This window comes from Comamonas jiangduensis (genome assembly GCF_030162955.1).
Lineage (GTDB): Bacteria > Pseudomonadota > Gammaproteobacteria > Burkholderiales > Burkholderiaceae_C > Comamonas > Comamonas jiangduensis.
This window is the reverse complement of record NZ_JARXOV010000021.1, coordinates 1-21,976: the sequence shown is the minus strand read 5'-3', so window position 1 is coordinate 21,976 and position 21,976 is coordinate 1. Positions and strand designations below refer to the sequence as shown.

Here is a 21,976-nt window from a genome sequence, read left to right as displayed (position 1 = left end):
CTCCTCAGGATGCTTCGGTCATCGCTGCGAGTGGCGCTGCGCGGATTTGGCGTGTCACGGGGTCGATATAGGCGCCAGGGATTTGGTAGTTGCTTTCATTGAACACATCAATGCCGCATTCCAAGTTCTCAATCCAGCAATAAAAGTCTTCAACCGCACGTTTGCCCATGATGGGGGCACCATGCTGCGGCACCAGCATTTGCACATCCAGCTGCCGTGCCATCTTGGTCCAGAGACGCAAAATTTTGTTGGAAACCATGTAACGCCGGTGGAACGCATCCATGCGGGGAATGTGTGCTTGGACATTCACCACGGGCTTGCGCGCTTCAGCGCCAGATGTCATCGATACCGCCAAGTCGCCTGTGAACAAGATACGGCTGATGGGGTCGTAGAAGTGGAAGTTGCCTTCCGAATGCATAAAGTGCGCAGGCAGCAAAATGAGTTCGCTTTGGCCCAGAGGCAGGCGGGCACCACTGTCTGGCACGCCAATTACACGGTCTTCGGTTTTTCCAACTTTGGTGAAGTGCGGGGCAAATCGCTCCCAGACGCGCGAGATGACCAGCGATGCCTTGGTACTGGTCATCCAGCGATCCAAAGACGCGATGATGTCTGGGTCAGCATGGGATGCAATCACATAGGAAAGCTTTTGCGGTGGGAAGTGCCGCGTCATGCCCATGAACAGCTCATTGAAAGCCAAATTGCCGCCCGGATCGATGATGGCTCCAGTACCGTGGTCGACAATCAAAAACTGGTTGCACTGAACGGCCTGACCATCTTCTTCCATCAGGTCCGTGAACATCAGGCAAGCGTGGGTTTTGTCGCGGTAGAGTTCAATGGCCATGGAACTGGGGCAAAGAGTGAAAGGTGTTTACTCTAGGAGATCCAGTCGTTTTAACGCTTGATGCAGCGCAAGCAGCTGGCCTGGCTGCGGTAGCGGGGCAAGGCTTAGGGTTGGGAAGTGGTTCCCCGTGCGGGCATAGTGGGAACCACGGCATCCGGCAAAGAGGCACGCCCTTGGGCGGCAGGCTCTGTCGGTAGATACAGATCTCCACGCTGCCCGCAAGCTCCTAGTGCTGCCGTACAAACGGCAAGGACAATGCACCTGACTAAAATTTGGTAAGCATTCAACATGAGTGAATTGTAATGACCGACCTTGAATATTTAGATAAAGCGGAACAACTGTTGATGGCAGTTGAACAGTCTTGTGACCGCCTTAATGACGATGTGGATGCAGACATCGATGCACAGCGTGTAGGCGGTATGGTGACTTTGGTGTTTGCTAACCGTACGCAAATTGTGATCAACCAGCAAAAGCCACTTCATGAAATTTGGCTGGCAGCCAAAGCGGGTGGTTTCCACTATAAGTTCGACGGTGCGCAGTGGCAAGATACCAAAGGCAGTGGCGAATTTTTTGCCAATCTGAGTCGCTTTGCCAGTGAGCAATCGGGCCTGTCGCTTACCTTTTCTGCCACGCTGGCCTAGCTAAAAGCGCAGCGTTCCCATAAAAAAAGCCCAGTGTGAACACACTGGGCTTTTTTGTTGACAAGCTCTAATTGCGGAATAAATCAAGGATGCGATTGCGCTCTTCGGGTGGTGGTGCTTCCGTAGGCTCATCGGGGCTGCGGTAGCCCGTATCCATGCCGAGGCTGGTGACACTTGCAGAGCCAATGAATTCATCGAAGAACCATTCACCTCCCATGTTGGTCAATCCCTCAGGCACTGGATAGCTGGCAACGGGCACGTCTTTGAGTGCATGTTGCATAAAGCTGATCCAGATAGGCAGGCTCAGGCCACCACCGGTTTCGCGCGAGCCCAAATTGCGTGGGTTGTCGTAGCCAATCCATGTGATGGCAGCCAACGTAGGCTGGTAGCCCGCAAACCAGGCATCCACAGCATCATTGGTAGTGCCTGTTTTTCCGTACAAATCAGGTCGTTTGAGTGTGGCTTGTGCCCTCGCTGCGGTGCCTGATTTAGCGACGGTTTGCAGCATGCTGTTCATCACGAATGCGTTGCGTGCGTCAATCGCTCGCTCTTGCTGCTCCAGAGGTTTGGGCGTGAATTCGGAAAGCACGCGTCCTTTGTGGTCGGTGATTTTGGCAATCAGCCAGGGGTTGATGCGGTAGCCGCCATTGGCAAAGACCGAGAAAGCGGTTGCCATCTGCATGGGAGTGACCGACCCAGCACCCAGTGCCATGGTCAGATAGGCGGGGTGTCGGCTGGCATCAAACCCGAACCGGGTAATCCACTCTTGCGTGAACTTCGGTGTGGTGAAGTCCAGTACACGAATCGAAGGAATGTTGCGTGACTTGGCTAATGCGGTGCGCGCGGTCATGGGGCCTTCAAACTTGCCGTCGTAATTGCGAGGCTCCCAAGGCTGACCACCGGTGACGCTGGCGCCATAGACTAAGGGCGAGTCGTTGATGAGCGTTGCTGGGCTCAGGCCTTTTTCAAGCGCAGAAGAGAAGATGAACGGCTTGAAGGTGGAGCCGGGCTGGCGCCACGCCTGTGTGACGTGGTTGAACTTGTTCTTCTGGAAGTCGAAGCCGCCCACCAAGGCGCGGATGGCACCTGTGCGAGGGTCTATCGCAACAAATGCACCTTCTACTTCAGGGAGCTGCGTGGCAGACCACTTGCCTTTGCTCGTTTCGATAATGCGGATCACAGCGCCAGGGCGAATTTTGATGTTGGGCGCAGCTTTATCGCTCAGACCAGACTCGACAGGCTTCACCCCATCCCCGCTAATGACTAATGTTTGGCCATCAGGGCGTTGCACGGTTAAAGAGCGGTTTGCGACTTGCAAAACTACGGCAGCAAGAACATCCCCGTTGTCAGGGTGCTGTGCCAGGGTGTCATCAATCACATCTTCAAGCGCGGCTTTGTCACTGGGTAGGGCAATGAATTTCTCGGGGCCGCGATAGCGCTGGCGGCGCTCGTAGTCCATGATGCCTTTGCGCAAAGCGGTATAAGCGACTTCTTGCTCGCCTGCATTGAGCGTCGTGTAGACATTCAAGCCGCGGGTATAGGCTTCATCGCCATATTGGGCATAGACCAGCTGGCGCGCCATTTCTGCAACATAGTCTGCATTGACTCCGCCACTGCGGCCGGCGTTGCGCAGTTGCAGAGGTTCTTCGCGCGCGATGCGGGCTTGCTCAGCAGTAATGAATCCGTTTTCCTCCATGCGTTCAATGATGTACAGCTGGCGGATGCGGGCGCGCTTAGGGTTGCTGATGGGGTTGTAGGCAGAGGGTGCTTTAGGCAGGCCGGCCAGCATGGCTGCTTCTGCTACGGTCACGTCTTTCAGTGGCTTGCCAAAATACACCTCACTGGCTGCTGCGAAGCCATAGGCGCGATGACCCAAAAAGATCTGGTTCATATAGATCTCAAGAATTTTCTCCTTGGTCAGGAGGTGCTCCAGTTTGAACGTGAGAAGCACTTCATAGATCTTGCGGGTGTAGGTCTTTTCCGTGGACAGGTACACATTCCGTGCGACCTGCATGGTGATGGTTGATGCACCTTGGCTTTTCACTTTGCCCAAGTTGGCCAAAGCCGCGCGCAGCATGCCCTTGTAGTCAACGCCACCGTGTTCAAAAAAGCGGGTGTCTTCGATCGCAAGGACTGCATCCACCATGACTTTGGGAATTTCGTCAATAGGTGTGAGCGTTCGTCGCTCTTCGCCAAATTCACCAATCAAGGCGCCTTCTGCAGAGTAGACCCGCAGCGGTAGCTTAGGGCGGTAGTCTGCGAGCTCAGAAACATCCGGCAGGTTGGGGTATGCCATTGCCAGTGCAACAGCAATCACCATGCCAAGTGCCAGTGCGCCTGCAACAGCGAGGCCAAAGAGCCAAATCAATGCACGCACCAGCCAGTGCGTGCGAGGTTTTGGGGCGTTGTTTTGTGTTGAAGATGGCTGTTTGCCGGATTCGGGAGAGGTAGGCATGTCGCTCCACTCAAATGAGGAAAAGCATTATAGAAAAACACTCTAGGCGGGTGATCTCAAGGGATGTGTCGTGCAGAACCAACCTTTGGCAGCGAAGCTAGGCTGATAAGGATCAAAGCGTGTGCTTTTGGCAACGGTGCTGCATCGGAGGGCGATGATGGGCACTTGGTCGATTTATACCCTTGCTGATAGCATGCATTCGAATTGTGATTTTCTATTCATCAAAATGAAACGGGAAGGGAGGGGCCTGTGATCTCTATGGGATCCCTTTTTAAGCGGAAACCTGATCCGCTTATTGGTCTGGATATCAGCTCATCAGCAATCAAGCTGGTCGAACTCAATCAAGATGGTCAAGGCGCTTGGATCTTGGAGCGCTGTGCTTCAGAGGCTTTGGATAGTGATTGGGTGGTCGACGGCAATATCGAAAAATTTGATGAGGTTGCGGATGCACTGAAGCGACTGTTGAGAAAAAGTGGGACACGTGCAAAACACGTTGCGCTAGCCTTGTCGCATTCATCAGTTATTACAAAAAAAATCATTCTTCCTGGTGCTTTGAGTGAGCAAGAGCTCGAAGTGCAGGTGGAGTCAGAGGCCAGTCAATACATTCCCTTTCCTTTGGATGAAGTGAGCTTGGATTTCTGCGTCATTGGCCCCAACCTCAAAAATCCTTCGGACGTTGATGTCATCTTGGCCGCCACGCGCAAAGAGAAGGTCGAAGAAGTTAACAATTTGGCTGTCTTGGTTGGATTAAAGCCTGTTGTGGTGGACGTGGAGTCATACGCATCACGTCTAGCTGCTGGTCGCTGGATTGCGCAACTGCCGAATGCAGGCGAGGGGGATTTGATTGCCCTCATCAAAGTGGGTGCGCGAAACTTCAGTTTGCAGATTGTGCGCAACGACGAGGTCTTGCATGACAGCGAGCAAGGCTTGGGAGGCGCGCAACTGACACAGCTGATTGCACGTCAATATGGGATAAGTCTTGAGGAGGCAGAACTCAAAAAGAGGTCGGGAGAGCTACCAACTGATTATGCAGAGGCGGTGCTGCATCCGTTTGTATCTGGGATGGCGCAAGACATCATGCGTGCGCTGCAGTTTTTCTTCACGAGCACTCCTTACCACAGTGTTCAGCACATTGCGATGTTTGGAGGAAGTGCAGGGGTGCAAGGGTTGGTGCAAGCGGTGCAAGAGCAGATAAAACTGCCCGTTCATTTGCTGAATCCTTTTGAAAAGATGTCGTTTGCAGCCACTGTGCATCAAAGCAAATTGAAAAATGATGCACCGATGTACCTCACAGCATGTGGTTTGGCCATGCGGAGGTTCTTGTCATGATTTTGATTAACCTCCTGCCTCATCGTGAAGCTGCGCGCAAACGGCGCAAAGAAGCGTTTCAGATCACGATGTTTATGTCGGTGATTGCAGGGCTTTTGGTGGTTGGGCTGATCTATTGGTGGTTCCAGATCCGCATTCAAGAGCAGCAAGACCGAAATGCATTTCTACAGTCAGAAATTGCAGTCCTCAATCAGCAGATCAAAGAAATTGAAGGTCTTGAAGGGGAAATCACTGCCTTAAGAGAGCGACAAAAGGCCGTGGAGGATTTGCAAGCAAATCGAAATTTACCTGTGCATTTATTGATGGAGTTGGTGCGCCAGCTCCCAGAAGGGGTTTATATCACCTCTTTAAAGCAAACAGGATTAATGGTCGAAATGAAAGGGGTTGCGCAGTCCAATGAGCGCGTTTCAGAGGTGTTGCGTAACCTGTCGGGAGGAACGCCTTGGTTTGCCAAGCCCAATCTTAAGGAAATTGTCGCAGGGAGCGTGGCATTGTCACCGAAGGATCAACGCAAGGTGGTAAATTTTAATTTGACATTTTCTTTGATTCTTCCAGCAGATGCCAATGGAGGTGGTAATCCATGATTAAATCATCTCGGAAAAGCTCTGTTGATATTAAATTGCATTTTCAAGAGCTAAAAACGCAGTTTCAGAATTTGGATCCTAAAGATCCTTCGCTATGGCCATTCCTGCCAAAATTTTTTCTCTGTGTTGGTATTGCAGTTTTTACTATTGGAATAGCTTGGTATCTTTATTTGAGCAGCTATGAGCAAGATCTGGAAGCGGCACGTTCTTCTGAAGTGAGTCTGCGAGCAGATTATGAAAAAAAACTGTTGAAGGCAGTCAGCTTAGATGGTTTGAAAAGACAGAGAGAGCAAGTGCAGCAGTATGTGCTTCAGTTAGAGAAACAATTACCAAGCAAATCAGAAATGGCTGCGCTGCTATCTGATATCAACCAAGCAGGCTTAGGGCGTAGCTTGCAGTTTGAATTATTCAAGCCTGGTTCAGAAGCAATTAATGACTATTATGCAGAATTGCCGATTTCGGTAAAAATTTCAGGAGGCTTTCATGATATGGGATTGTTTGCCTCGGATATTGCACACTTGCCGCGTATTGTGACACTAAACAATATTTCTATAGCTCCTAAAGGAGCGGATGGCGTATTGATGCTGGATGCAACAGCTAGAACCTACAGGTATCTAGATGCAGAGGAGGTGAGCGCGCAGCGTAAAACGCAGGCTCAGAAGAACAACGGTAAAGGATCTGGAGGGAAATGATGTATATAAAACTCATGATCTCTCAGTGTGCAGCATTGTTTTTTTTAACGGGGTGCTGGGGTGAGGAACATGGTGATTTACGAGAGTGGATCGCATCGCAAAAGGCCGTGACCAAGCCAAGGGTTCAACCACTGAAAGAACCCTCTGTTTTTACGCCACAGGCTTATACGGCATCTCAGGGGATGGATCCCTTTAATATGCTCAAACTCACGCAAGTTTTAAGCAGAGAATCTGCCCAAAATACGTCTAATATGGCGCTTTTGCTGGCAGAGAAAAATCGTCGCAAAGAAGAGTTGGAAAGCTATCCGTTAGATAGCATGTCGATGGTTGGTAGTATGCGTAAAGATGGGCAAGACACTGCTTTATTGCGCGTGAATCAGCTGATTTATCAGGTGAAGACGGGTAATTATCTCGGGCAAAACTACGGTCGTATTTTGCAAATCGGGGAGCACAGTATCAAGCTGAGAGAAATCGTTCAAGATGCCACGGGTGATTGGGTGGAGAGAATGACAACGCTTGATCTGCAAGAGGGAAGCAAATAATGCAACACAAGAAAAGTTTGGTACCTTTCCGCTGGTTCGTTGTCTCTATGACTGCTTTAGCGACGGCGCATGCTTGGGCTGCCAGTGTGCAGTCTGTAACTGGCTCCATGCAAGGCGGTGGGGAGGTGGTGCGCATTGAGCTTTCCGAGCCGTTGGCACAGCCCGTAACTGGTTTTTCTATTCAGTCTCCAGCACGGATCGCACTAGATTTTCCTGACACAAGCAATGCGATGGGACATTCATTGGTGGATATTCAACAGGGAAATTTGAATACCGCCAATGTCGTTGAGGCCTCTGGACGAACACGTCTTGTGTTGAACCTGAAAGCTGCCACCACCTACCGCACGAAAGTCAGTGGAAACACAGTTTTGGTGTTTCTGGATCCGGTGCAGCAAGCGTCTGCGATACAGCCAGCTAGCTCGACCAGTCGGCGGGCATTGGCACCATCAGCACCTCAGGAGGGGGGGGCTGCGCTGAAAGACGTGGATTTTCGACGAGGAGCAGATGGGGCGGGGCGATTGATCGTCAACCTGGGGTCGTCCATGGTGAGTGCCGATGTCCGTACCGAGGGCAAAGGCCTCACGATTGATCTCTTGAAGACGAGTTTGCCGGAAGGCTTGCGCCGCAGGTTGGATGTCGTGGACTTTGCAACGCCAGTACAAAGTATCACGGCAAGCCAGCAGGCTGACCGGGTGCGTCTGCAGGTAGAAGCTACCGGTGAGTGGGAGCATAGCGCTTACCAGAGTGATAGCCAGTTTGTGCTGGAAGTGCGCCCTAAAAAGACGGACCCTACGAAGCTGACGAAAGGCCCTGGTTTTACTGGGGAGCGGCTGTCGTTGAATTTTCAAAATATTGAAGTGCGCTCGCTGCTGCAAGTGATTGCGGATTTCACGAATTTCAATATCGTCACTTCCGATACGGTAGGTGGCTCTTTGACCTTGCGCTTGAAAGATGTGCCTTGGGACCAAGCGTTGAACATCATCATGGAGGCCAAAGGCTTGGGGATGAAGAAAAACGGCAACGTGCTGTGGATCGCCCCCAAAGATGAGATCGATGAGCGTACCAAACGAGACTTTGAAGCCGCACGCAATATTGAGCAGCTGGAACCTTTACGTACCCAAGGTTTCCAGATCAATTACGCCAAGGCGGAAGAGTTGAAAAAGCAAATTGCGGACAACAGTGGCAACAGCGAGGCCAGCACGAGATTCTTGTCAACGCGTGGTTCAGCGATTGCCGAGCCACGTACCAACCAGTTGTTTGTGACCGATACGTCCAGCAAGCTGGAAGAAATCGCCAATTTGTTGAAGAAGCTGGATGTGCCAGTGCGGCAAGTGCTGATTGAAGCGCGGATTGTCGAGGCGCGAGATACGTTTGGTCGATCGCTGGGGGTGAAGTTTGGCGGTGGTTATGACAGGGCAGGTCGTGGCAGCATAGGGAGTGGTTACGACAGTTTTGGAACTACGACCAACTCGCCGTTTGTGAACTTGCCTGCCGGGTTGTCGACCGGTGGCACTGCGGGAACGTTGGCCTTGAGTATTTTTAACTCGGGGCTCACCCGCTTCTTATCCTTGGAACTGTCAGCCATGGAAGCAGAAGGCGTTGGTAAGGTGATCTCCAGCCCGCGCTTGCTGACGGCGGATCAGACACAAGCCGTGATTGAGCAAGGTACGGAGTACCCTTACACCCAGACAGCCCCCAATGGCGCAACCACCGTGGCTTTCAAGAAGGCGGTACTGAAACTTGAAGTGGTGCCGCAGATCACCCCCGAAGGCAACATCATCATGGACTTGGACTTGAACAAGGACTCCCGTGGTGAAACCACCTTGCAGGGTGTTGCGATTGATACCAAGCACATCAAGACCCAGGTGCTGGTAGAGAACGGCGGCACGGTGGTAATTGGCGGTATCTTTGAAATGGAAGAAACCAACCAAGTCAACAAGGTGCCGGTGTTGGGGGATATCCCAGGAGTAGGTAATCTGTTCAAGAGCCGCACGCGCGAGTCGACCAAGCGCGAAATGCTGGTATTTATTACCCCCCGTATGGTGACCGATGCGATTGCTCGTAACTGAAGCCTGTGGCTATCGGTAACAATCAAAGACCGCCGCTGGCGGTCTTTGTGCATCTGTGAATCAGGAAAATTTCGTGCATATCTCTCTCATCGGTTTGCCAGGCTCAGGCAAATCCACCATAGGTCGCCAGCTTGCGCGGTTGTGGAAACTGCGGTTTGTTGATACCGACCATGTGATTGAGCAACGCCTAGGCTGCAGCATCAAAGATTTTTTTGCTGCCCAAGGCGAGGCCGCGTTTCGAGAGGTCGAAGCGAAGGTTTTGGTTGAGCTTTTGCAAGAAAAGACAGCATCGGTGATTTCGACCGGGGGCGGGGCTGTCTTGCGGCCAGAAAACCGCGTGGCGCTGCGTGCATTGAGCACGGTGTTTTATTTGCAGTCGCTACCCGAAGATATTGCGCGGCGGCTGCGCACGGATACCTCGCGGCCTTTGATGCAGGGGGAAGATCCACTCAAGCGCTTGCGTGATTTATTGCAGGTGCGTGGCCCGCTGTACTTGGAAACCGCGCATTATGTGGTGGATGCAGCGCGGCAAAATACCGCGCAAGTGAGCCGCAAAATTTGTATGCAAGCAGAGTTGGCAGGATTGCTGAGCAGCCCCGGCTGCAGCGAAGAAGTGGTGGATTGAAGGTATAAACAGACGCAGCGCTTAGTGTTTTAAGCAGTGAACCCCCCCATTCACCAGGCCGCATAGTGCCTGGTTTGTTGACAAAGAAGCTTGCCGTGATCCCTCAGAGCCAGACCGTTCGTATTGATTTGGGAGACCGCTCCTACCCCATCGTGATTGCCAGCGATCTGATCGAGGCGCCAGCCACTTTTGCGCACTGTCCACCTGCTGCGCAAGCAGTGATTGTGACCAATGACACCGTACAGCCTTTGTATGCAGAGCGACTGCAGGCTGCTTTGGCGCCGAAATATGCCAAGGTGCATACGGTGGTGCTGCCTGATGGAGAGGCACACAAAGACTGGCAAACCTTGAATGTGATTTTTGATGGCTTGCTGGCCAATGGTTGCGATCGTAAGACGGTGTTGTTCGCACTGGGTGGCGGTGTGATCGGTGATATGACGGGCTTTGCGGCTGCGAGCTATATGCGCGGTGTGCCGTTTGTGCAAGTACCTACGACGCTGCTCTCGCAGGTGGATTCCAGCGTCGGCGGTAAAACTGCCATCAACCACCCGCTGGGCAAGAACATGATTGGTGCGTTCTACCAGCCGCAGTTGGTGGTGTGTGACTTGGCCTCGCTGGATACTTTGCCCGATCGGGAGGTGTCTGCAGGGCTGGCAGAAATCATCAAATATGGACCGATTGCGGACATGGCGTTCTTTGAGTGGCTGGAGACGCATATGGATGCGCTGCGCCAACGCGATCGCCAAGCACTGCTGCATGCCGTTCAACGCAGCGTAGAAATCAAAGCCTGGGTGGTGGGGCAGGATGAAAAAGAAGCGGGGTTGCGGGCTATTTTGAATTTTGGTCACACCTTTGGTCATGCCATAGAAGCAGGCATGGGATATGGCAACTGGCTGCATGGCGAGGGTGTGGGGGCAGGCATGGTGATGGCTGCCCATTTATCGCTCCAACTGGGCTTGGTGGACGCGCATTTTGTGGTGCGCTTGACCCGCTTGATTGAACGCGCCGGCTTGCCTACCCGCGGCGCCGTGTTGGATGCCAAAGACAACGCAGGCGCGTACCTGCAGCACATGCGTGTGGACAAAAAGGCAGAAGCTGGTGAGATTCGCTTTGTGTTGATTGATGGCCCTGGCAAGGCCATCATGCGTTCCGTTCCAGACCATCTGGTGCGGCAAGTGATTGATACCTGCTGTGCCCAAGGGGTGGGTATTCAGACTGCATAGTTGATAGCTGCTAGCGCTCGTCCAGTAAGCGTTAGCGCATGATTTGGCTTGAAATTCGGAGGGTGGATGGTTGCATCGTTGTTGTCTCCTTGGGCCAGTCTGCCGCAAGCCACACGGGGGCGCAGGTATGCAGACAGCGCTGCCCCCACGCGCACAGAGCACCAACGTGATCGCGATCGCATCGTGCACTCCAGCGCCTTTCGGCGCTTGGTGTACAAAACCCAGGTGTTTGTGAACCATGAGGGTGACTTGTTCCGCACGCGCCTGACCCACTCGCTGGAGGTTGCGCAGCTGGGTCGTTCCATCGCGCGGCCCTTGGGTTTGAACGAAGACTTGGTGGAAGCCATTTGCCTGGCCCACGACCTGGGGCACACCCCTTTCGGACACGCTGGCCAAGACGAACTCAATGCCTGCATGCAAGACTTTGGTGGGTTTGAGCACAACCTGCAAAGTCTGCGGGTGGTGGATTACTTGGAAGAGCGCTACCCGCAATACGACGGCCTGAACCTGACCTTTGAAACGCGCGAAGGCATCTTGAAGCACTGCTCGCGTGCCAATGCCCTCAAGCTGGAGGCGCAAGAGCCCCACGGCGTAGCTGCACGCTTTTTGACAGGACAGCAAACTTCTCTGGAAGGGCAACTGGCGAATTTGGCCGATGCCATCGCCTACAACGCCCACGATGTGGACGATGGTGTGCGCTCAGGCCTCATCAGCTTGGAGCAACTGCAATCGGTGCCCTTGTTTGCCCACTTTTATACGCAGACGCTGGCTGAATACCCCCAACTGGCACAGCCCCATGCCCAGCGCCGCCTGCTCTACGAAACCATTCGCCGCATGCTGAGCGCACAGGTGTATGACGTGATTCACACCACGCGTCTGCACATTGCCCAGGCTGGTGTGCAGCATGAGGATGATGTGCGTGCATGCGGGCAGCGGCTGGTGCGTTTTAGCGATGCGATGCAGACGCAGTCCCAAGCGCTCAAGCATTTTCTATTTCATCATCTGTACCGCCATGAGCAGGTGATGCACACCATGGATGCCGCGCGCCAAATGGTGCGCGAGCTGTTTGATGCATACATGGCGCAGCCTTCCATGATGAAACCCCGGTTCGCCTGGCGCGCACAACAGGCCGCAAGCCTCGCTGCACGAGCACGTGCGGTCGCAGATTTTGTGGCTGGCATGACAGACCGCTACGCAGCCAAAGAGCATGCGCGAATCACCGGGCAGCAACTGTTGCCTGCAGCGATGAATTAGAGAACTTGCGCTGGCGCAAGCGCCAATCACACCGTGGCCTGCAGCCAAGCCATGGGATGGCTAGAATTCGGGCCATAACACAAGAGGGGGCATGGTGCCCCCATTTGTTTTTAAGGGCGACACATGACCGATACCACCACCGAACTTTCCTACCCTGAAGACATCGTGATCGCTGATACGGTGCGTTGGCTGGAAAAGGCCGTGATTGGCTTGAACCTGTGCCCCTTTGCCAAAAGCGTGCATGTCAAAGGCCAAATCCACTACGTGGTGAGCCAGGCAACCGACGCTGAAGGCGTGGCCATAGATCTGCACCGCGAGCTGGAGGCGCTGGCTGAAATTTCGCCCGAGAAGCGAGACACCACCTTGCTCATCTTGCCCCATGCGTTACAAGATTTTCTGGACTTTAATGACTTCACCGAGCTGGCGGATGATTTGGTCGAAGAGCTGGATTTGGGCGGTATTTTGCAGGTGGCATCGTTTCACCCCATGTTCCAGTTTGAAGGCACTGATGTGGACGATGTGACCAACTGCACCAATCGCGCGCCTTACCCCACATTGCACCTGATCCGGGAAGACAGCATCGACAAGGCTGTAGAAGCCTTCCCTGAAGCCGAGATGATCTACGAGCGCAATATGCAGGTGCTGCAAGAGATGGGTATCGAAGGCTGGCTGGATCTGGATGTGGGCGCACGCTGCCCCATAGCTGCACGGGATGTTGGCGCTGCAGCGCAAGAGAAGAAGTAATGGCGAAGAACCACAAAATGGCCCAAGGAACGGGATCTGCAGGCGTGGGCAAAGCAGCCAAACCAGCGGCGCAAGATATTGCAGCGCAGCTGGATTTGAAGCCCGGACAAAGTATTGAACTGCTCAAGGCGCTGCACATCCTGACGCGCGACGGCAAGCTCAATCAGGACTCGCGCCGCAAGCTCAAGCAGGTCTACCACCTGTACCAATTCATCGAACCCATCCTGCAGGAGCTGGGGCAGGGCGGCCAGCCCCTCACACTGGCCGACCATGGCGCTGGCAAGTCCTACCTGGGCTTCATCCTGTATGACCTGTACTTCAAGGCCCAGGCGCAGGGCCATATCTACGGTATTGAAACCCGCGCGCCCTTGGTTGAGGCCTCGCAGAAGCTGGCGGCCGAGCTGGGCTTCGAGCGCATGCATTTCCTGAACATGTCGGTGGCCGAATCCACGCGTGCCGACGCCATGCCCGAGCGCTTTGACGTGATCACAGCGCTGCATGCCTGCGACACCGCCACCGACGACGCGATTGCGTTTGGGCTGGAAAAGAAGGCCAAGGCCATGGTGCTGGTGCCCTGCTGCCAGGCAGAAGTTGCCGCCTGCCTGCGCCAGACCAAGGCCATGAGCCTGTCGCGCACCCCTTTGGCCGAGCTGTGGCGCCACCCCATCCACACGCGGGAAATGGGCAGCCAGATCACCAACGTGCTGCGCTGCCTGTACCTGGAGGCCAGCGGCTACCAGGTGACCGTGACCGAACTGGTGGGCTGGGAACACAGCATGAAGAACGAGCTGATCGTGGCGCGCTACACCGGCCACAAGAAGCGCAGCGCAGCCGAGCGCCTGCAACAGCTCCTGACTGAGTTCGGGCTGGAATCCCTGGCGCAGCAGCGCTTCAAAGTGGAGTTGCCCAGAAACGCAGCGCCGGTCGAAGTGTAGTTTTTTACATACAGTCGCCTAGCGTATTAGGAATTTATTTAATTCCTAAAAAAATAGCAAGAAGCGCTTTAATTTAAAGGTTTTCAACATGAAAGATTGTTGAATCTCTTTAAATTAAAGCGCTTTTTGCTATCAAAAATGAAATCGATAAAAATTTCTCAACCACAAAGTCAATGTTTTTCCTGGGGTTTTTGCTATCAATCCGATGTAGTGATAGTTTTTTTGTTTGCGCAGGGTTTTTCCTACATCAGCCCAAGAGAAAGGATGTAACCTAGATAAGCGGCTTGGAGATGGATGTATTTTTTTTCGTAAGTAAATTACAGTTTATGTAAATTTAAATCTAAGCCTTTTTCTGATTGGTTTTTTCAATCAGGCGGGGCCGTTGCAACTCACTAGAGAGCACTCTTATGAAAATGCGTCAACTTCCTCGCCTGATAGCCTCCTTGGGCTTAACCTCCCTGGCCGTGGGTGCCTGGGCCCAGCAGGCTGCTCCTGCAACGGTGGCACAAGCTTCACCTGTGGCGCAGCCACAACTCAACCAGATCGTGGATCGTGCCATCACATCCCACCCCGAGATCATGGCCCGGTACCACGACTTTGTGTCTTCGCTGGAAGATCAGAACATTGCACGTGCTGGCTGGCGTCCGCAGGTAACCGCTTCGGGCTGGGTGGGCAAGGAATGGCGCAGCAACATTGAAAATGTGTCTTCCTACGACTGGAATCGTCCCGGCTGGAACCTTGAGTTGCGCCAGCTGATTTTTGATGCAGGAGCTACCACCAACCGCATTCGCCAGTTCGGCTTCGAGAAGCTGTCAAAGTATTACGACCTGCGCTCCACCACCAATGCCTTGGCCAATGAGGCTGTGGCGGCTTACCTCGATGTGCAGCGTTATCGCAACATGCAGACCCTGGCGCAGGAGAACTTTTCCATGCACCAGACGACACTCAACCAATTGCGTGAGCGACAGCAGTCGGGCGTTGGGCGTGGTGTAGATATGGAACAGGCCAGCGGACGCCTGTCGCTGGCACAAACCAATCTCATGACCGAGAGCAACAACCTCAATGACGTCACCCAGCGCTACCGCCGTCTGGTCGGCGATTACCCACCAGCACAGATGGAGCCCGTACCCGCTGCGGTAACCGGGTTGCCGGTGGTCGGCCAGACCAAGAGCTTTGAGGATGCCTTGCGCGCCAATCCGACCATCCTGTCCAAGCAGGCCTTGGTTCAGGCGGCTGAGGCTGGTGAAAAGGTCGCCAAAGCTGCGTTCGCCCCTACCGTAGATCTGCGGGCTTCCACCGGCCGTGATCGCGAGCAGCCCGGTGCCCTGTACCGCGACGTGCAAAGCTCCCGCGTGCAGCTGATGCTGACATATCCCCTGTACCGCGGTGGCGCCGACTCCGCACGCCTGCGCCAGACTGCTGCGCAAAACTATGCCGCCCGGGATGTGCGTGACTACACCTGCCGCAATGTGCAGCAAGAGCTGTCGATTGCCTGGAACAACATCCAGCGTTTGCGCCAGCAGTTGCCTTTCCTGCGCGAGCATGAGTTGTCGACCTCCAAAGTGCGCGTGGCTTACCAGCAGCAATTCAGCATTGGTCAGCGTTCGCTGCTGGACTTGCTGGACACCGAGAATGAGCTGTTCGATGCCCGCCGTGCGCTGCTGAACGCGGAGTACGACCTGAAGAAGGCCGAGTACTACTGGTTGACGCTGTCCAGCCAGGTGCTGCAGACCTTGGGCTTGGCACAGCCCTACAACGACAAGCAGCCAGATGAGCAGCAAAACTTGGTCTTGCCGGACGATCCTGTGATGGCTTGCTCCGATGTGCTGCCTGACACCAGCAATTTGACCCCTGTGGCACTGCAGCAGACCGGTTCGACCGCGCCGCGCCCAGCCAACTGATGACGTCCCCCCACTGCAGGGGGCATACAGCGCCCAAGCGAGGGAGGGCACTATGGCAACAAAAAATGCAAACGATGGGCCGCGTAAAGGCCAGCAAGACTTCTCAGCACTGGATGATGATTTCATCCGGGTGCTGGAGGATTTGATTGATGCGTTGCTGAGCAATGGCACGCTGCGATTGACCGATCTGCCGCCTCAGGCGCTGGAAAAACTCAATCGACGCAAGCAGGTGCGTGAGCGTTTACGCAATTCGCTGGATTTGCTGCCCGATGACGACGGTTTGATTTAACACGACAGATACCCTCCTATGGATACCTCCCAAGAGACCCTGTCGGCACCTGCTGCGGTACATGCCGCAGACAGGCTCCCTCCGCACAGCACCCAAGACGATCCTTTGCTGGATTGCCTGGTGGAAGTCACCCGCATTCATGGCACGCCCTACACCGCACAGGCATTGAGCAATGGCTTGCCATTGGAAAACAACCGCCTCACGCCATCTCTGCTGGAGCGTGCAGCCGCCCGCGCCAAGTTCAGCTCTCGCATTCTGCGGCGAGCGTTGCAGGGCATACCGACCGGATTGCTGCCAGCGATTGTGTTGTTGCACGACCGCCGCGCCGCCATCCTGCTGGAAGAACGCGAAGATGGCTCGTTCCTGCTGCAGTTCCCTGAGGTCAGCAGCCCGGTCGAGATGACGGCTGAAGAACTGCAGGCGATCTACACCGGCTATCTTTGCTTTGTTCGGCCTCAGTTCCGCTTTGAAAAGCGGGCATCGCAAGGGGTGGAAGGAAAGCAAGGGCACTGGTTCTGGTCCGCGGTGCTGGACAACAAGCGCCTGTATCGGGATGCGCTGTTGGCGGCGGTACTCATCAATCTGTTTGCGCTGGCAATTCCCTTGTTCAGCATGAATGTGTATGACCGCGTGGTTCCAAACAATGCGGTGGAGACCCTGTGGGTGCTGGCCATCGGTGTGGGCCTGATCCTGTTCTTCAACTTTGTGCTTGCAACGGCCCGAGCCTATGTGGTTGATACCGCGAGCAAGCGCATCGACGTGCAGCTTTCAGCGCAAATCATGGAGCGTGTTCTGGATTTGCGCATGGAAAGTCGCCCCGCATCGGTGGGCTCTTTTGCAGCCAACTTGCGGTCGTTTGAATCCGTGCGTGACTTCATCGCCTCAGCCAGTCTCACCACCTTGGTCGACCTGCCGTTTGTGCTGCTGTTCTTGGTGGCATTGGCCTGGATTTCACCCTGGATGGTGCTGCCCCCAGTTGTAGCTATTGGGTTGGTTTTGCTGGTGTCATTCTTTGCGCAATCCAGCTTGGAAAGCTTGACGGTCAAGACGTTCCAGGCCACTTCACAACGCAATGCGCTGCTGGTGGAAGCACTGACCAATCTGGATGCCGTCAAGACCTTGAATGCCCAAGGCGGCGTGCAGCGGTTGTGGGAGAGTGCATCGCAGTACATCGCCCTGATCGGGGGCAAGATCAAGCTGATTTCCTCTGCGAATGTGAATTTCGTACAGGTGATGCAGCAACTGGTAACGGTGGCGGTCGTGGTCATCGGCGTATATCTGGTGCAAGGGGCCCAGTTGTCGATGGGGGGGATCATTGCCGCCTCGATGATTGCCGGGCGCTGCATTTCTCCACTGGGGCAGGTCGCAGGCTTGATGATGCAGTACCACAATGCGCGCACTTCGCTGGCTTCTATCGACAATTACATGAAGATGCCTGTGGAGCATGGTGCCGATAAAGAGTTTGTGGCGCGTCCTATCATCAAGGGTGGGGTGGAGTTTCGACAGGTCAGTTTTACCTACCCCGGGCAGGCGCAGCCTGCACTGACAGGCGTGAGCTTTCAGGTTCGCCCTGGTGAAAAAGTGGGGGTGATTGGCCGCATAGGCTCTGGAAAAACCACTCTGGAAAAGCTCATTTTGGGGCTGTACCAGCCCACAGAGGGCGTGATTCTGGTCGATGGCGTGGATGTGCGCCAAATGGATCCGATTGATTTGCGGCGTGCCATCGGGCATGTGCCTCAGGATCCGATGCTCTTTTACGGCAGCCTCAAGCACAACCTGTTGGTGGGTGCTCCTTATGCCTCTGAAGGCGACATGCTGCATGCCGCACAGATCGCCGGCGTGGACGAATTTGCGGCTGAGCATCCGAAAGGCTACGACATGGCGATTGGCGAACGTGGCGAATCCCTGTCCGGCGGACAGCGCCAGTCAATCGCCGTGGCTCGGGCCTTGATCCAGGATCCACCGATCCTGTTGCTGGATGAGCCCAGCAGCAATTTGGATAACCAAAGCGAAGCCTTGCTGAAACAACGTTTGCAGCGAGCTAGCGCAGATAAGACGATCATTTTGGTCACGCACAGAACCGCATTGCTGGAACTGGTCGATCGTCTGATCGTGATTGATTGCGGAAAAATCGTGGCTGATGGTGCCAAGGAGCAGGTGATCCAAGCGCTCAAATCGGGTCGGATTGCACGTGCAGGGGGGCGTACATGAAGCAGCCTGAGAGTAAGTCCAACAGCTGGAAGCAACGCTGGGAGAACTGGCTGGTGGAAGGCGATGCCAAAAAAGACACATTGGCGGCGTCTGATCTGGCGGCTGATGCGCAGTGGGCCGCCAGCCAGCAGCAGGCCAAGGGGTCGCGCATCTTGCTGTGGAGCTCCCTGCTTTGCGTGCTTGTTCTGCTTATCTGGGCCAGCCTGGGCTCTATCGACGAAGTGGTGCGTGGTCAGGGCAAGGTGGTGCCATCGCGGCAAGTGCAGGTGGTGCAAAGCCTGGATGGTGGTGTCGTAGAGGAAATTCTGGTGCGGCCCGGACAAAAGGTGGACGCCGGTCAGGTCTTGCTGCGGTTGGATCCTACGCGCTCGACAGCTTCTCTGGGGGAAAACAAGGCGGAGACTCTTGCGCTGAAAGCCAAGGCCGCACGCCTGGAGGCGCTGGCAACTGGAGAGCCTTTCAAGGTCCCTGACGATGTGCTCAAGCAGGCCCCGAATGTGGTCGAGATGGAGCGGCGGGTGTGGGAAAACAAAAACCAAGAATTGCAGACTGCTGTCAGCATTGCACGAGACCAATTCAATCAGCGTCAGCAGGAGTTGCGCGAGACCATGGCCAACCGTGATCAGGCCGCATCCAGCTGCAGCTTGACTTCTGAAGAGTTGCGGGTGACCAAGCCTTTGCTGAGTAGCGGCGCCGTGTCGGAAGTGGATTTGCTGCGCTTGCAGCGTGATGTCGCACGTTTTTGTGGTGAGGCCAAGGCGGCAGGTGCGCAGATTGGCCGCATCCAGGCCGCGATCCAGGAGGCTGAGCGCAAGGTGCAAGAGTCAGAGCTAAACGCACGCAACCTCGCCCGAGTAGAACTCTCGGAGACCCGGGGCAAGCTTTCGTCTTTGGAGCAAGGGCAGTTGGCGCTGCAGGATCGTGTCAAGCTGGCGGAAGTGCGCTCTCCGGTGCGGGGCACGGTCAACAACTTGATGGCCAACACCGTTGGTGGGGTGGTGCAGCCTGGCAAGGACATTCTGGATATTGTTCCGATGGATGACACCTTGCTGTTGGAAGTGCAGATTAATCCGAAAGATATCGGTTTTCTGCATTTTGGTCAGAAGGCAGAAGTCAAGTTCACCGCATATGACTTCGCAATTTACGGGGGGCTGGCAGGCAAGGTGGAGCAAATTGCTGCCAACACGATCACCGACGAGAAAGGCAACTCTTTTTATATCGTGAAGGTGCGAACCGATCGTGCCCATGTGGGCGACGACTCGCGGCCGATCATTCCGGGCATGCAGGCGGAAGTTCATATCCTGACGGGGCAGCGCACCCTGATGCAGTACCTGCTTAAGCCCATTTTGCGAGCCAAGGCGAATGCCTTTACCGAACGTTGAGCTTGCTATCCAAGCAGTGAGGACATCATGCAAGTACAACCAATTTTGATAGCAACCAAGGATGAATTTCTGAGTGCTAGCTGGCAAATTCTTACCCAGCAAGGGCGTGCGCTGCAGCATGCAGACAGTTTGCAGGCGCTGCAGGACTGGAAGCTAGCAGGACATCGCTTTGCAATTGTTGACATGGCTCTGCTGAAACAGCAGTCTGCTGCAGACCAGTGGTCCCGGTATTTCGATGGCCTGTCTGTGCTGGTGCTGAGTTCGCACATGAGTGACCAGGAAGGCCAGCAGGTGCTGGGTTGCGGAGCCAGTGGCTATAGCCACACCCATTTATCAGCGGAATCTCTGGCGCTGGTTGTGCAGAGCATTGAGTCTGGAGCCATATGGATGGGGCGCAGTCTGCTACAGAAAATGTTGCTGGATATCGACCAGCGTCTGCCCGCCAGTACGGCCAGCGACTGGGCACAACCTTTATCTGCTCGGGAGCAGGAAGTCGCACGCCTTGCGGCCGTCGGCGACAGCAATGCAGAAATTGCTCAGAAGCTGTCCATCACCGAGCGAACAGTGCGAGCACATCTGTCCGCCGTGTTTGAAAAACTGCATGTGGATGACCGCCTCAAGTTGGCGCTCAAGGTGCATGGCATTCACGCGTAACACCACGGCGTAGTCCACCCAAAGGCAACGGTTTGTTCACAAGCCGTTGCCTTTTTTGTGGCGCTGATCCAGAGCGGGCCTAGATAAATCCACCTTTGATAGATACCTTCAATCAATTGTGCGTTCCGTATTGGCTGTGCAGCCAATAGCTTTCATTGCTGTTGTTTCTTAGTATTTCTCCAAAGGTGGCGCATTCGCGTCAGCGGTATCTATATTTTGGAGAAATGTCATGGCAAATACTTCTGCATTGGTCACTAAGCTGGAAGGCCAAGCTTGGATTCGTAACGCTGACGGCAACCTGGAACCCTTGCGTGTAGGAATGCGCATTCCGGTGGATGCGGAAATCATTACGGCTGCCGGTACGCAACTTGCCCTGCAAGGCAATGAGGAAGGCGTGCTGCAAGTTGCCGAGGATCAGCAGCTGAAACTGGCTGACGAATTGTTTGTAACACCTGACCCCGCAGCAGCAGCTATCGCAGCGCCAGCGAATGCAGATGTCAACGCACTGATCACTGCGTTGAATCAAGGGCAGGATCCGTTGGCTGAACTGGACCCAACCGCTGCGACGCTGGCTGGTGGTGAAGGTGGTGGCAGCACGTTTGTGCGCCTGTCCAGTGTGATCGAGAACACATCGCCACTTGCCCTGCAATATCCGAGCCCGACGACTCCCACGACGGACAACTTCATTTCTGGTGGTGTCATCGCTGTGGAGCAGCCGGCTACTCCAGGTCAGGCAGGCGTGGCATCTGACGCGCAGTCGGTGAATGAAGCCGGGCTGACTTCTGTCGATGACGTGCGGGAAGTGACCACAGGCTCTGTGACGGTGACTGCGACAGACGGCGTTGCGGCCATCAACATTGGTGGCACGAGCTTCACGCTGGCACAGCTGCAAGGTGACGTGACGCAGCTGGGGGGCATCAACACAGGCGAGGGGACGCTCAAGATCACGGGCTACGTGGCTGGGCCGAATAACCAAAGCGGCACCCTCAGCTACGAATACACGCTCAATGCAGCCCAGACCCATGCCAACGGGCAGGACAACAACACCCTGACAGATACGATTGCAGTGACGGTGGGCGGTGCAGGTGGCAGCACGGGCAGCGGAGCCATCACGATCACCATCGTGGACGACGTGCCCGTGGCTAGCAGCATCAACGCAGGCTCGTTGAGCGAAGACGGTGCGCAAACGCAGTTGTCGGGCAGCGTTGAGCCCGGCGCTGTGGGCAACAGCAACAGCTATGGAGCGGATGGGGCGGCGGCAGTGGGGGCGACGGCCTGGGGCGTTGTGACAGCCAAGCTGGGTCAAAACGCTGTGAATCTGCAGGACTACGGCACGTTGACACAAAACCCCAACGGTACGTGGCGCTTTGAGCTGGATAACAGCAAAGCGGCGACCCAGGCGCTGAAAGCAGGGGAGACCATCACAGTCAGCATGGCCTACACGCTGACCGACAAAGACGGTGACGTGCGTGGCAGCGATGTGAACTTCAGCATCCTTGGTCAGGCAGACACAGCGACAGTGACGTCGAATGCAGGCAGCGGAGACGATGCAGGCAAGGTCTACGAATCGGGCCTGAACAACATTGCGGATACAGAAACGACCGG

General features: G+C 54.8%; 20 protein-coding genes. 17 read left to right on the top strand and 3 right to left on the bottom strand.

Annotated elements, in window-relative coordinates; genetic code table 11:
- Positions 1–4 precede the first annotated feature (4 nt).
- The gene (locus tag QEP12_RS14920; RefSeq protein ID WP_284214735.1) at positions 5–841 is read right to left on the bottom strand and encodes an oxygen-binding di-iron domain-containing protein; all 837 of its coding nucleotides are present in this window, start codon (positions 839–841) and stop codon (positions 5–7) included.
- A gap of 104 nt (positions 842–945) precedes the next feature.
- Complete coding sequence (gene lptM / locus QEP12_RS14915) at positions 946–1,131, bottom strand: LPS translocon maturation chaperone LptM (RefSeq protein ID WP_219163681.1); 186 nt, start codon at positions 1,129–1,131, stop codon at positions 946–948.
- Positions 1,132–1,143: 12 nt separating this feature from the next.
- Here lptM and cyaY point away from each other — a divergent pair, with 12 nt between their 5' ends.
- Entirely contained in the window at positions 1,144–1,482 is a 339-nt protein-coding gene (gene cyaY / locus QEP12_RS14910; protein WP_219163682.1) for an iron donor protein CyaY, read from the top strand.
- Between the two features lie 67 nt (positions 1,483–1,549).
- Here cyaY and QEP12_RS14905 read toward each other — a convergent pair whose 3' ends face one another.
- Complete coding sequence (locus tag QEP12_RS14905) at positions 1,550–3,937, bottom strand: penicillin-binding protein 1A (protein ID WP_284214734.1); 2,388 nt, start codon at positions 3,935–3,937, stop codon at positions 1,550–1,552.
- 249 nt (positions 3,938–4,186) lie between these two features.
- On the opposite strand from QEP12_RS14905, the gene QEP12_RS14900 reads away from it, so the two are divergent.
- The 16 genes from QEP12_RS14900 to QEP12_RS14825 form a co-directional block, all read left to right on the top strand.
- Positions 4,187–5,266 (top strand): pilus assembly protein PilM, encoded by a 1,080-nt coding sequence (locus QEP12_RS14900; protein WP_219163684.1) that lies wholly within the window; start codon positions 4,187–4,189, stop codon positions 5,264–5,266.
- Positions 5,263–5,850: a PilN domain-containing protein gene (locus QEP12_RS14895; protein ID WP_219163685.1), complete on the top strand. Its 588-nt coding sequence runs from the start codon at positions 5,263–5,265 to the stop codon at positions 5,848–5,850. The genes QEP12_RS14900 and QEP12_RS14895 overlap by 4 nt, the downstream gene beginning before the upstream one ends.
- Complete coding sequence (locus tag QEP12_RS14890; protein WP_174864250.1) at positions 5,847–6,542, top strand: type IV pilus inner membrane component PilO; 696 nt, start codon at positions 5,847–5,849, stop codon at positions 6,540–6,542. The genes QEP12_RS14895 and QEP12_RS14890 overlap by 4 nt, the downstream gene beginning before the upstream one ends.
- A complete protein-coding gene (locus tag QEP12_RS14885) occupies positions 6,542–7,084 on the top strand; it encodes a pilus assembly protein PilP (protein ID WP_423108551.1) in 543 nt (180 codons plus the stop codon). The genes QEP12_RS14890 and QEP12_RS14885 overlap by 1 nt, the downstream gene beginning before the upstream one ends.
- Entirely contained in the window at positions 7,084–9,153 is a 2,070-nt protein-coding gene (locus QEP12_RS14880) for a type IV pilus secretin PilQ (protein ID WP_431308099.1), read from the top strand. Before QEP12_RS14885 ends, QEP12_RS14880 begins: the two co-directional genes overlap by 1 nt.
- A gap of 73 nt (positions 9,154–9,226) precedes the next feature.
- Positions 9,227–9,778, top strand: coding sequence for a shikimate kinase (locus QEP12_RS14875; protein ID WP_284214733.1), 552 nt, complete (start codon positions 9,227–9,229; stop codon positions 9,776–9,778).
- Between the two features lie 95 nt (positions 9,779–9,873).
- A complete protein-coding gene (gene aroB, locus QEP12_RS14870) occupies positions 9,874–11,001 on the top strand; it encodes a 3-dehydroquinate synthase (RefSeq protein ID WP_431308098.1) in 1,128 nt (375 codons plus the stop codon).
- Positions 11,002–11,067: 66 nt separating this feature from the next.
- Positions 11,068–12,255 carry a deoxyguanosinetriphosphate triphosphohydrolase gene (locus QEP12_RS14865; RefSeq protein ID WP_174862939.1) on the top strand — a complete coding sequence of 396 codons (1,188 nt, stop codon included), beginning with the start codon at positions 11,068–11,070 and terminating at the stop codon, positions 12,253–12,255.
- Between the two features lie 123 nt (positions 12,256–12,378).
- Positions 12,379–12,999 (top strand): DUF1415 domain-containing protein, encoded by a 621-nt coding sequence (locus QEP12_RS14860; RefSeq protein ID WP_174862940.1) that lies wholly within the window; start codon positions 12,379–12,381, stop codon positions 12,997–12,999.
- Entirely contained in the window at positions 12,999–13,934 is a 936-nt protein-coding gene (locus QEP12_RS14855; protein WP_431308097.1) for a class I SAM-dependent methyltransferase, read from the top strand. Before QEP12_RS14860 ends, QEP12_RS14855 begins: the two co-directional genes overlap by 1 nt.
- 407 nt (positions 13,935–14,341) lie before the next feature.
- A complete protein-coding gene (locus QEP12_RS14850; RefSeq protein WP_284214731.1) occupies positions 14,342–15,835 on the top strand; it encodes a TolC family outer membrane protein in 1,494 nt (497 codons plus the stop codon).
- 52 nt (positions 15,836–15,887) lie between these two features.
- Positions 15,888–16,124 (top strand): hypothetical protein, encoded by a 237-nt coding sequence (locus QEP12_RS14845; RefSeq protein WP_219163693.1) that lies wholly within the window; start codon positions 15,888–15,890, stop codon positions 16,122–16,124.
- An 18-nt stretch (positions 16,125–16,142) separates the two neighbouring features.
- Positions 16,143–18,335 carry a type I secretion system permease/ATPase gene (locus QEP12_RS14840; RefSeq protein WP_174862943.1) on the top strand — a complete coding sequence of 731 codons (2,193 nt, stop codon included), beginning with the start codon at positions 16,143–16,145 and terminating at the stop codon, positions 18,333–18,335.
- A complete protein-coding gene (locus QEP12_RS14835; RefSeq protein ID WP_284214729.1) occupies positions 18,332–19,717 on the top strand; it encodes an HlyD family type I secretion periplasmic adaptor subunit in 1,386 nt (461 codons plus the stop codon). The genes QEP12_RS14840 and QEP12_RS14835 overlap by 4 nt, the downstream gene beginning before the upstream one ends.
- A 27-nt stretch (positions 19,718–19,744) precedes the next feature.
- A complete protein-coding gene (locus QEP12_RS14830; protein ID WP_284214728.1) occupies positions 19,745–20,371 on the top strand; it encodes a response regulator transcription factor in 627 nt (208 codons plus the stop codon).
- A gap of 229 nt (positions 20,372–20,600) precedes the next feature.
- The coding region (locus QEP12_RS14825) for a retention module-containing protein (RefSeq protein ID WP_284214727.1) at positions 20,601–21,976 on the top strand (1,376 nt) is incomplete at its 3' end.

What these genes read in the sequence shown, in the direction of transcription:
- QEP12_RS14920 (WP_284214735.1), bottom strand. Translation starts at nt 841, where the DNA reads ATGGCCATTGAACTCTACCGCGACAAAACCCACGCTTGCCTGATGTTC.
- lptM (WP_219163681.1), bottom strand. Translation starts at nt 1,131, where the DNA reads ATGTTGAATGCTTACCAAATTTTAGTCAGGTGCATTGTCCTTGCCGTT.
- cyaY (WP_219163682.1), top strand. Translation starts at nt 1,144, where the DNA reads ATGACCGACCTTGAATATTTAGATAAAGCGGAACAACTGTTGATGGCA.
- QEP12_RS14905 (WP_284214734.1), bottom strand. Translation starts at nt 3,937, where the DNA reads ATGCCTACCTCTCCCGAATCCGGCAAACAGCCATCTTCAACACAAAAC.
- QEP12_RS14895 (WP_219163685.1), top strand. Translation starts at nt 5,263, where the DNA reads ATGATTTTGATTAACCTCCTGCCTCATCGTGAAGCTGCGCGCAAACGG.
- QEP12_RS14890 (WP_174864250.1), top strand. Translation starts at nt 5,847, where the DNA reads ATGATTAAATCATCTCGGAAAAGCTCTGTTGATATTAAATTGCATTTT.
- QEP12_RS14885 (WP_423108551.1), top strand. Translation starts at nt 6,542, where the DNA reads ATGTATATAAAACTCATGATCTCTCAGTGTGCAGCATTGTTTTTTTTA.
- QEP12_RS14880 (WP_431308099.1), top strand. Translation starts at nt 7,084, where the DNA reads ATGCAACACAAGAAAAGTTTGGTACCTTTCCGCTGGTTCGTTGTCTCT.
- QEP12_RS14865 (WP_174862939.1), top strand. Translation starts at nt 11,068, where the DNA reads ATGGTTGCATCGTTGTTGTCTCCTTGGGCCAGTCTGCCGCAAGCCACA.
- QEP12_RS14860 (WP_174862940.1), top strand. Translation starts at nt 12,379, where the DNA reads ATGACCGATACCACCACCGAACTTTCCTACCCTGAAGACATCGTGATC.
- QEP12_RS14855 (WP_431308097.1), top strand. Translation starts at nt 12,999, where the DNA reads ATGGCGAAGAACCACAAAATGGCCCAAGGAACGGGATCTGCAGGCGTG.
- QEP12_RS14850 (WP_284214731.1), top strand. Translation starts at nt 14,342, where the DNA reads ATGAAAATGCGTCAACTTCCTCGCCTGATAGCCTCCTTGGGCTTAACC.
- QEP12_RS14845 (WP_219163693.1), top strand. Translation starts at nt 15,888, where the DNA reads ATGGCAACAAAAAATGCAAACGATGGGCCGCGTAAAGGCCAGCAAGAC.
- QEP12_RS14840 (WP_174862943.1), top strand. Translation starts at nt 16,143, where the DNA reads ATGGATACCTCCCAAGAGACCCTGTCGGCACCTGCTGCGGTACATGCC.
- QEP12_RS14835 (WP_284214729.1), top strand. Translation starts at nt 18,332, where the DNA reads ATGAAGCAGCCTGAGAGTAAGTCCAACAGCTGGAAGCAACGCTGGGAG.
- QEP12_RS14830 (WP_284214728.1), top strand. Translation starts at nt 19,745, where the DNA reads ATGCAAGTACAACCAATTTTGATAGCAACCAAGGATGAATTTCTGAGT.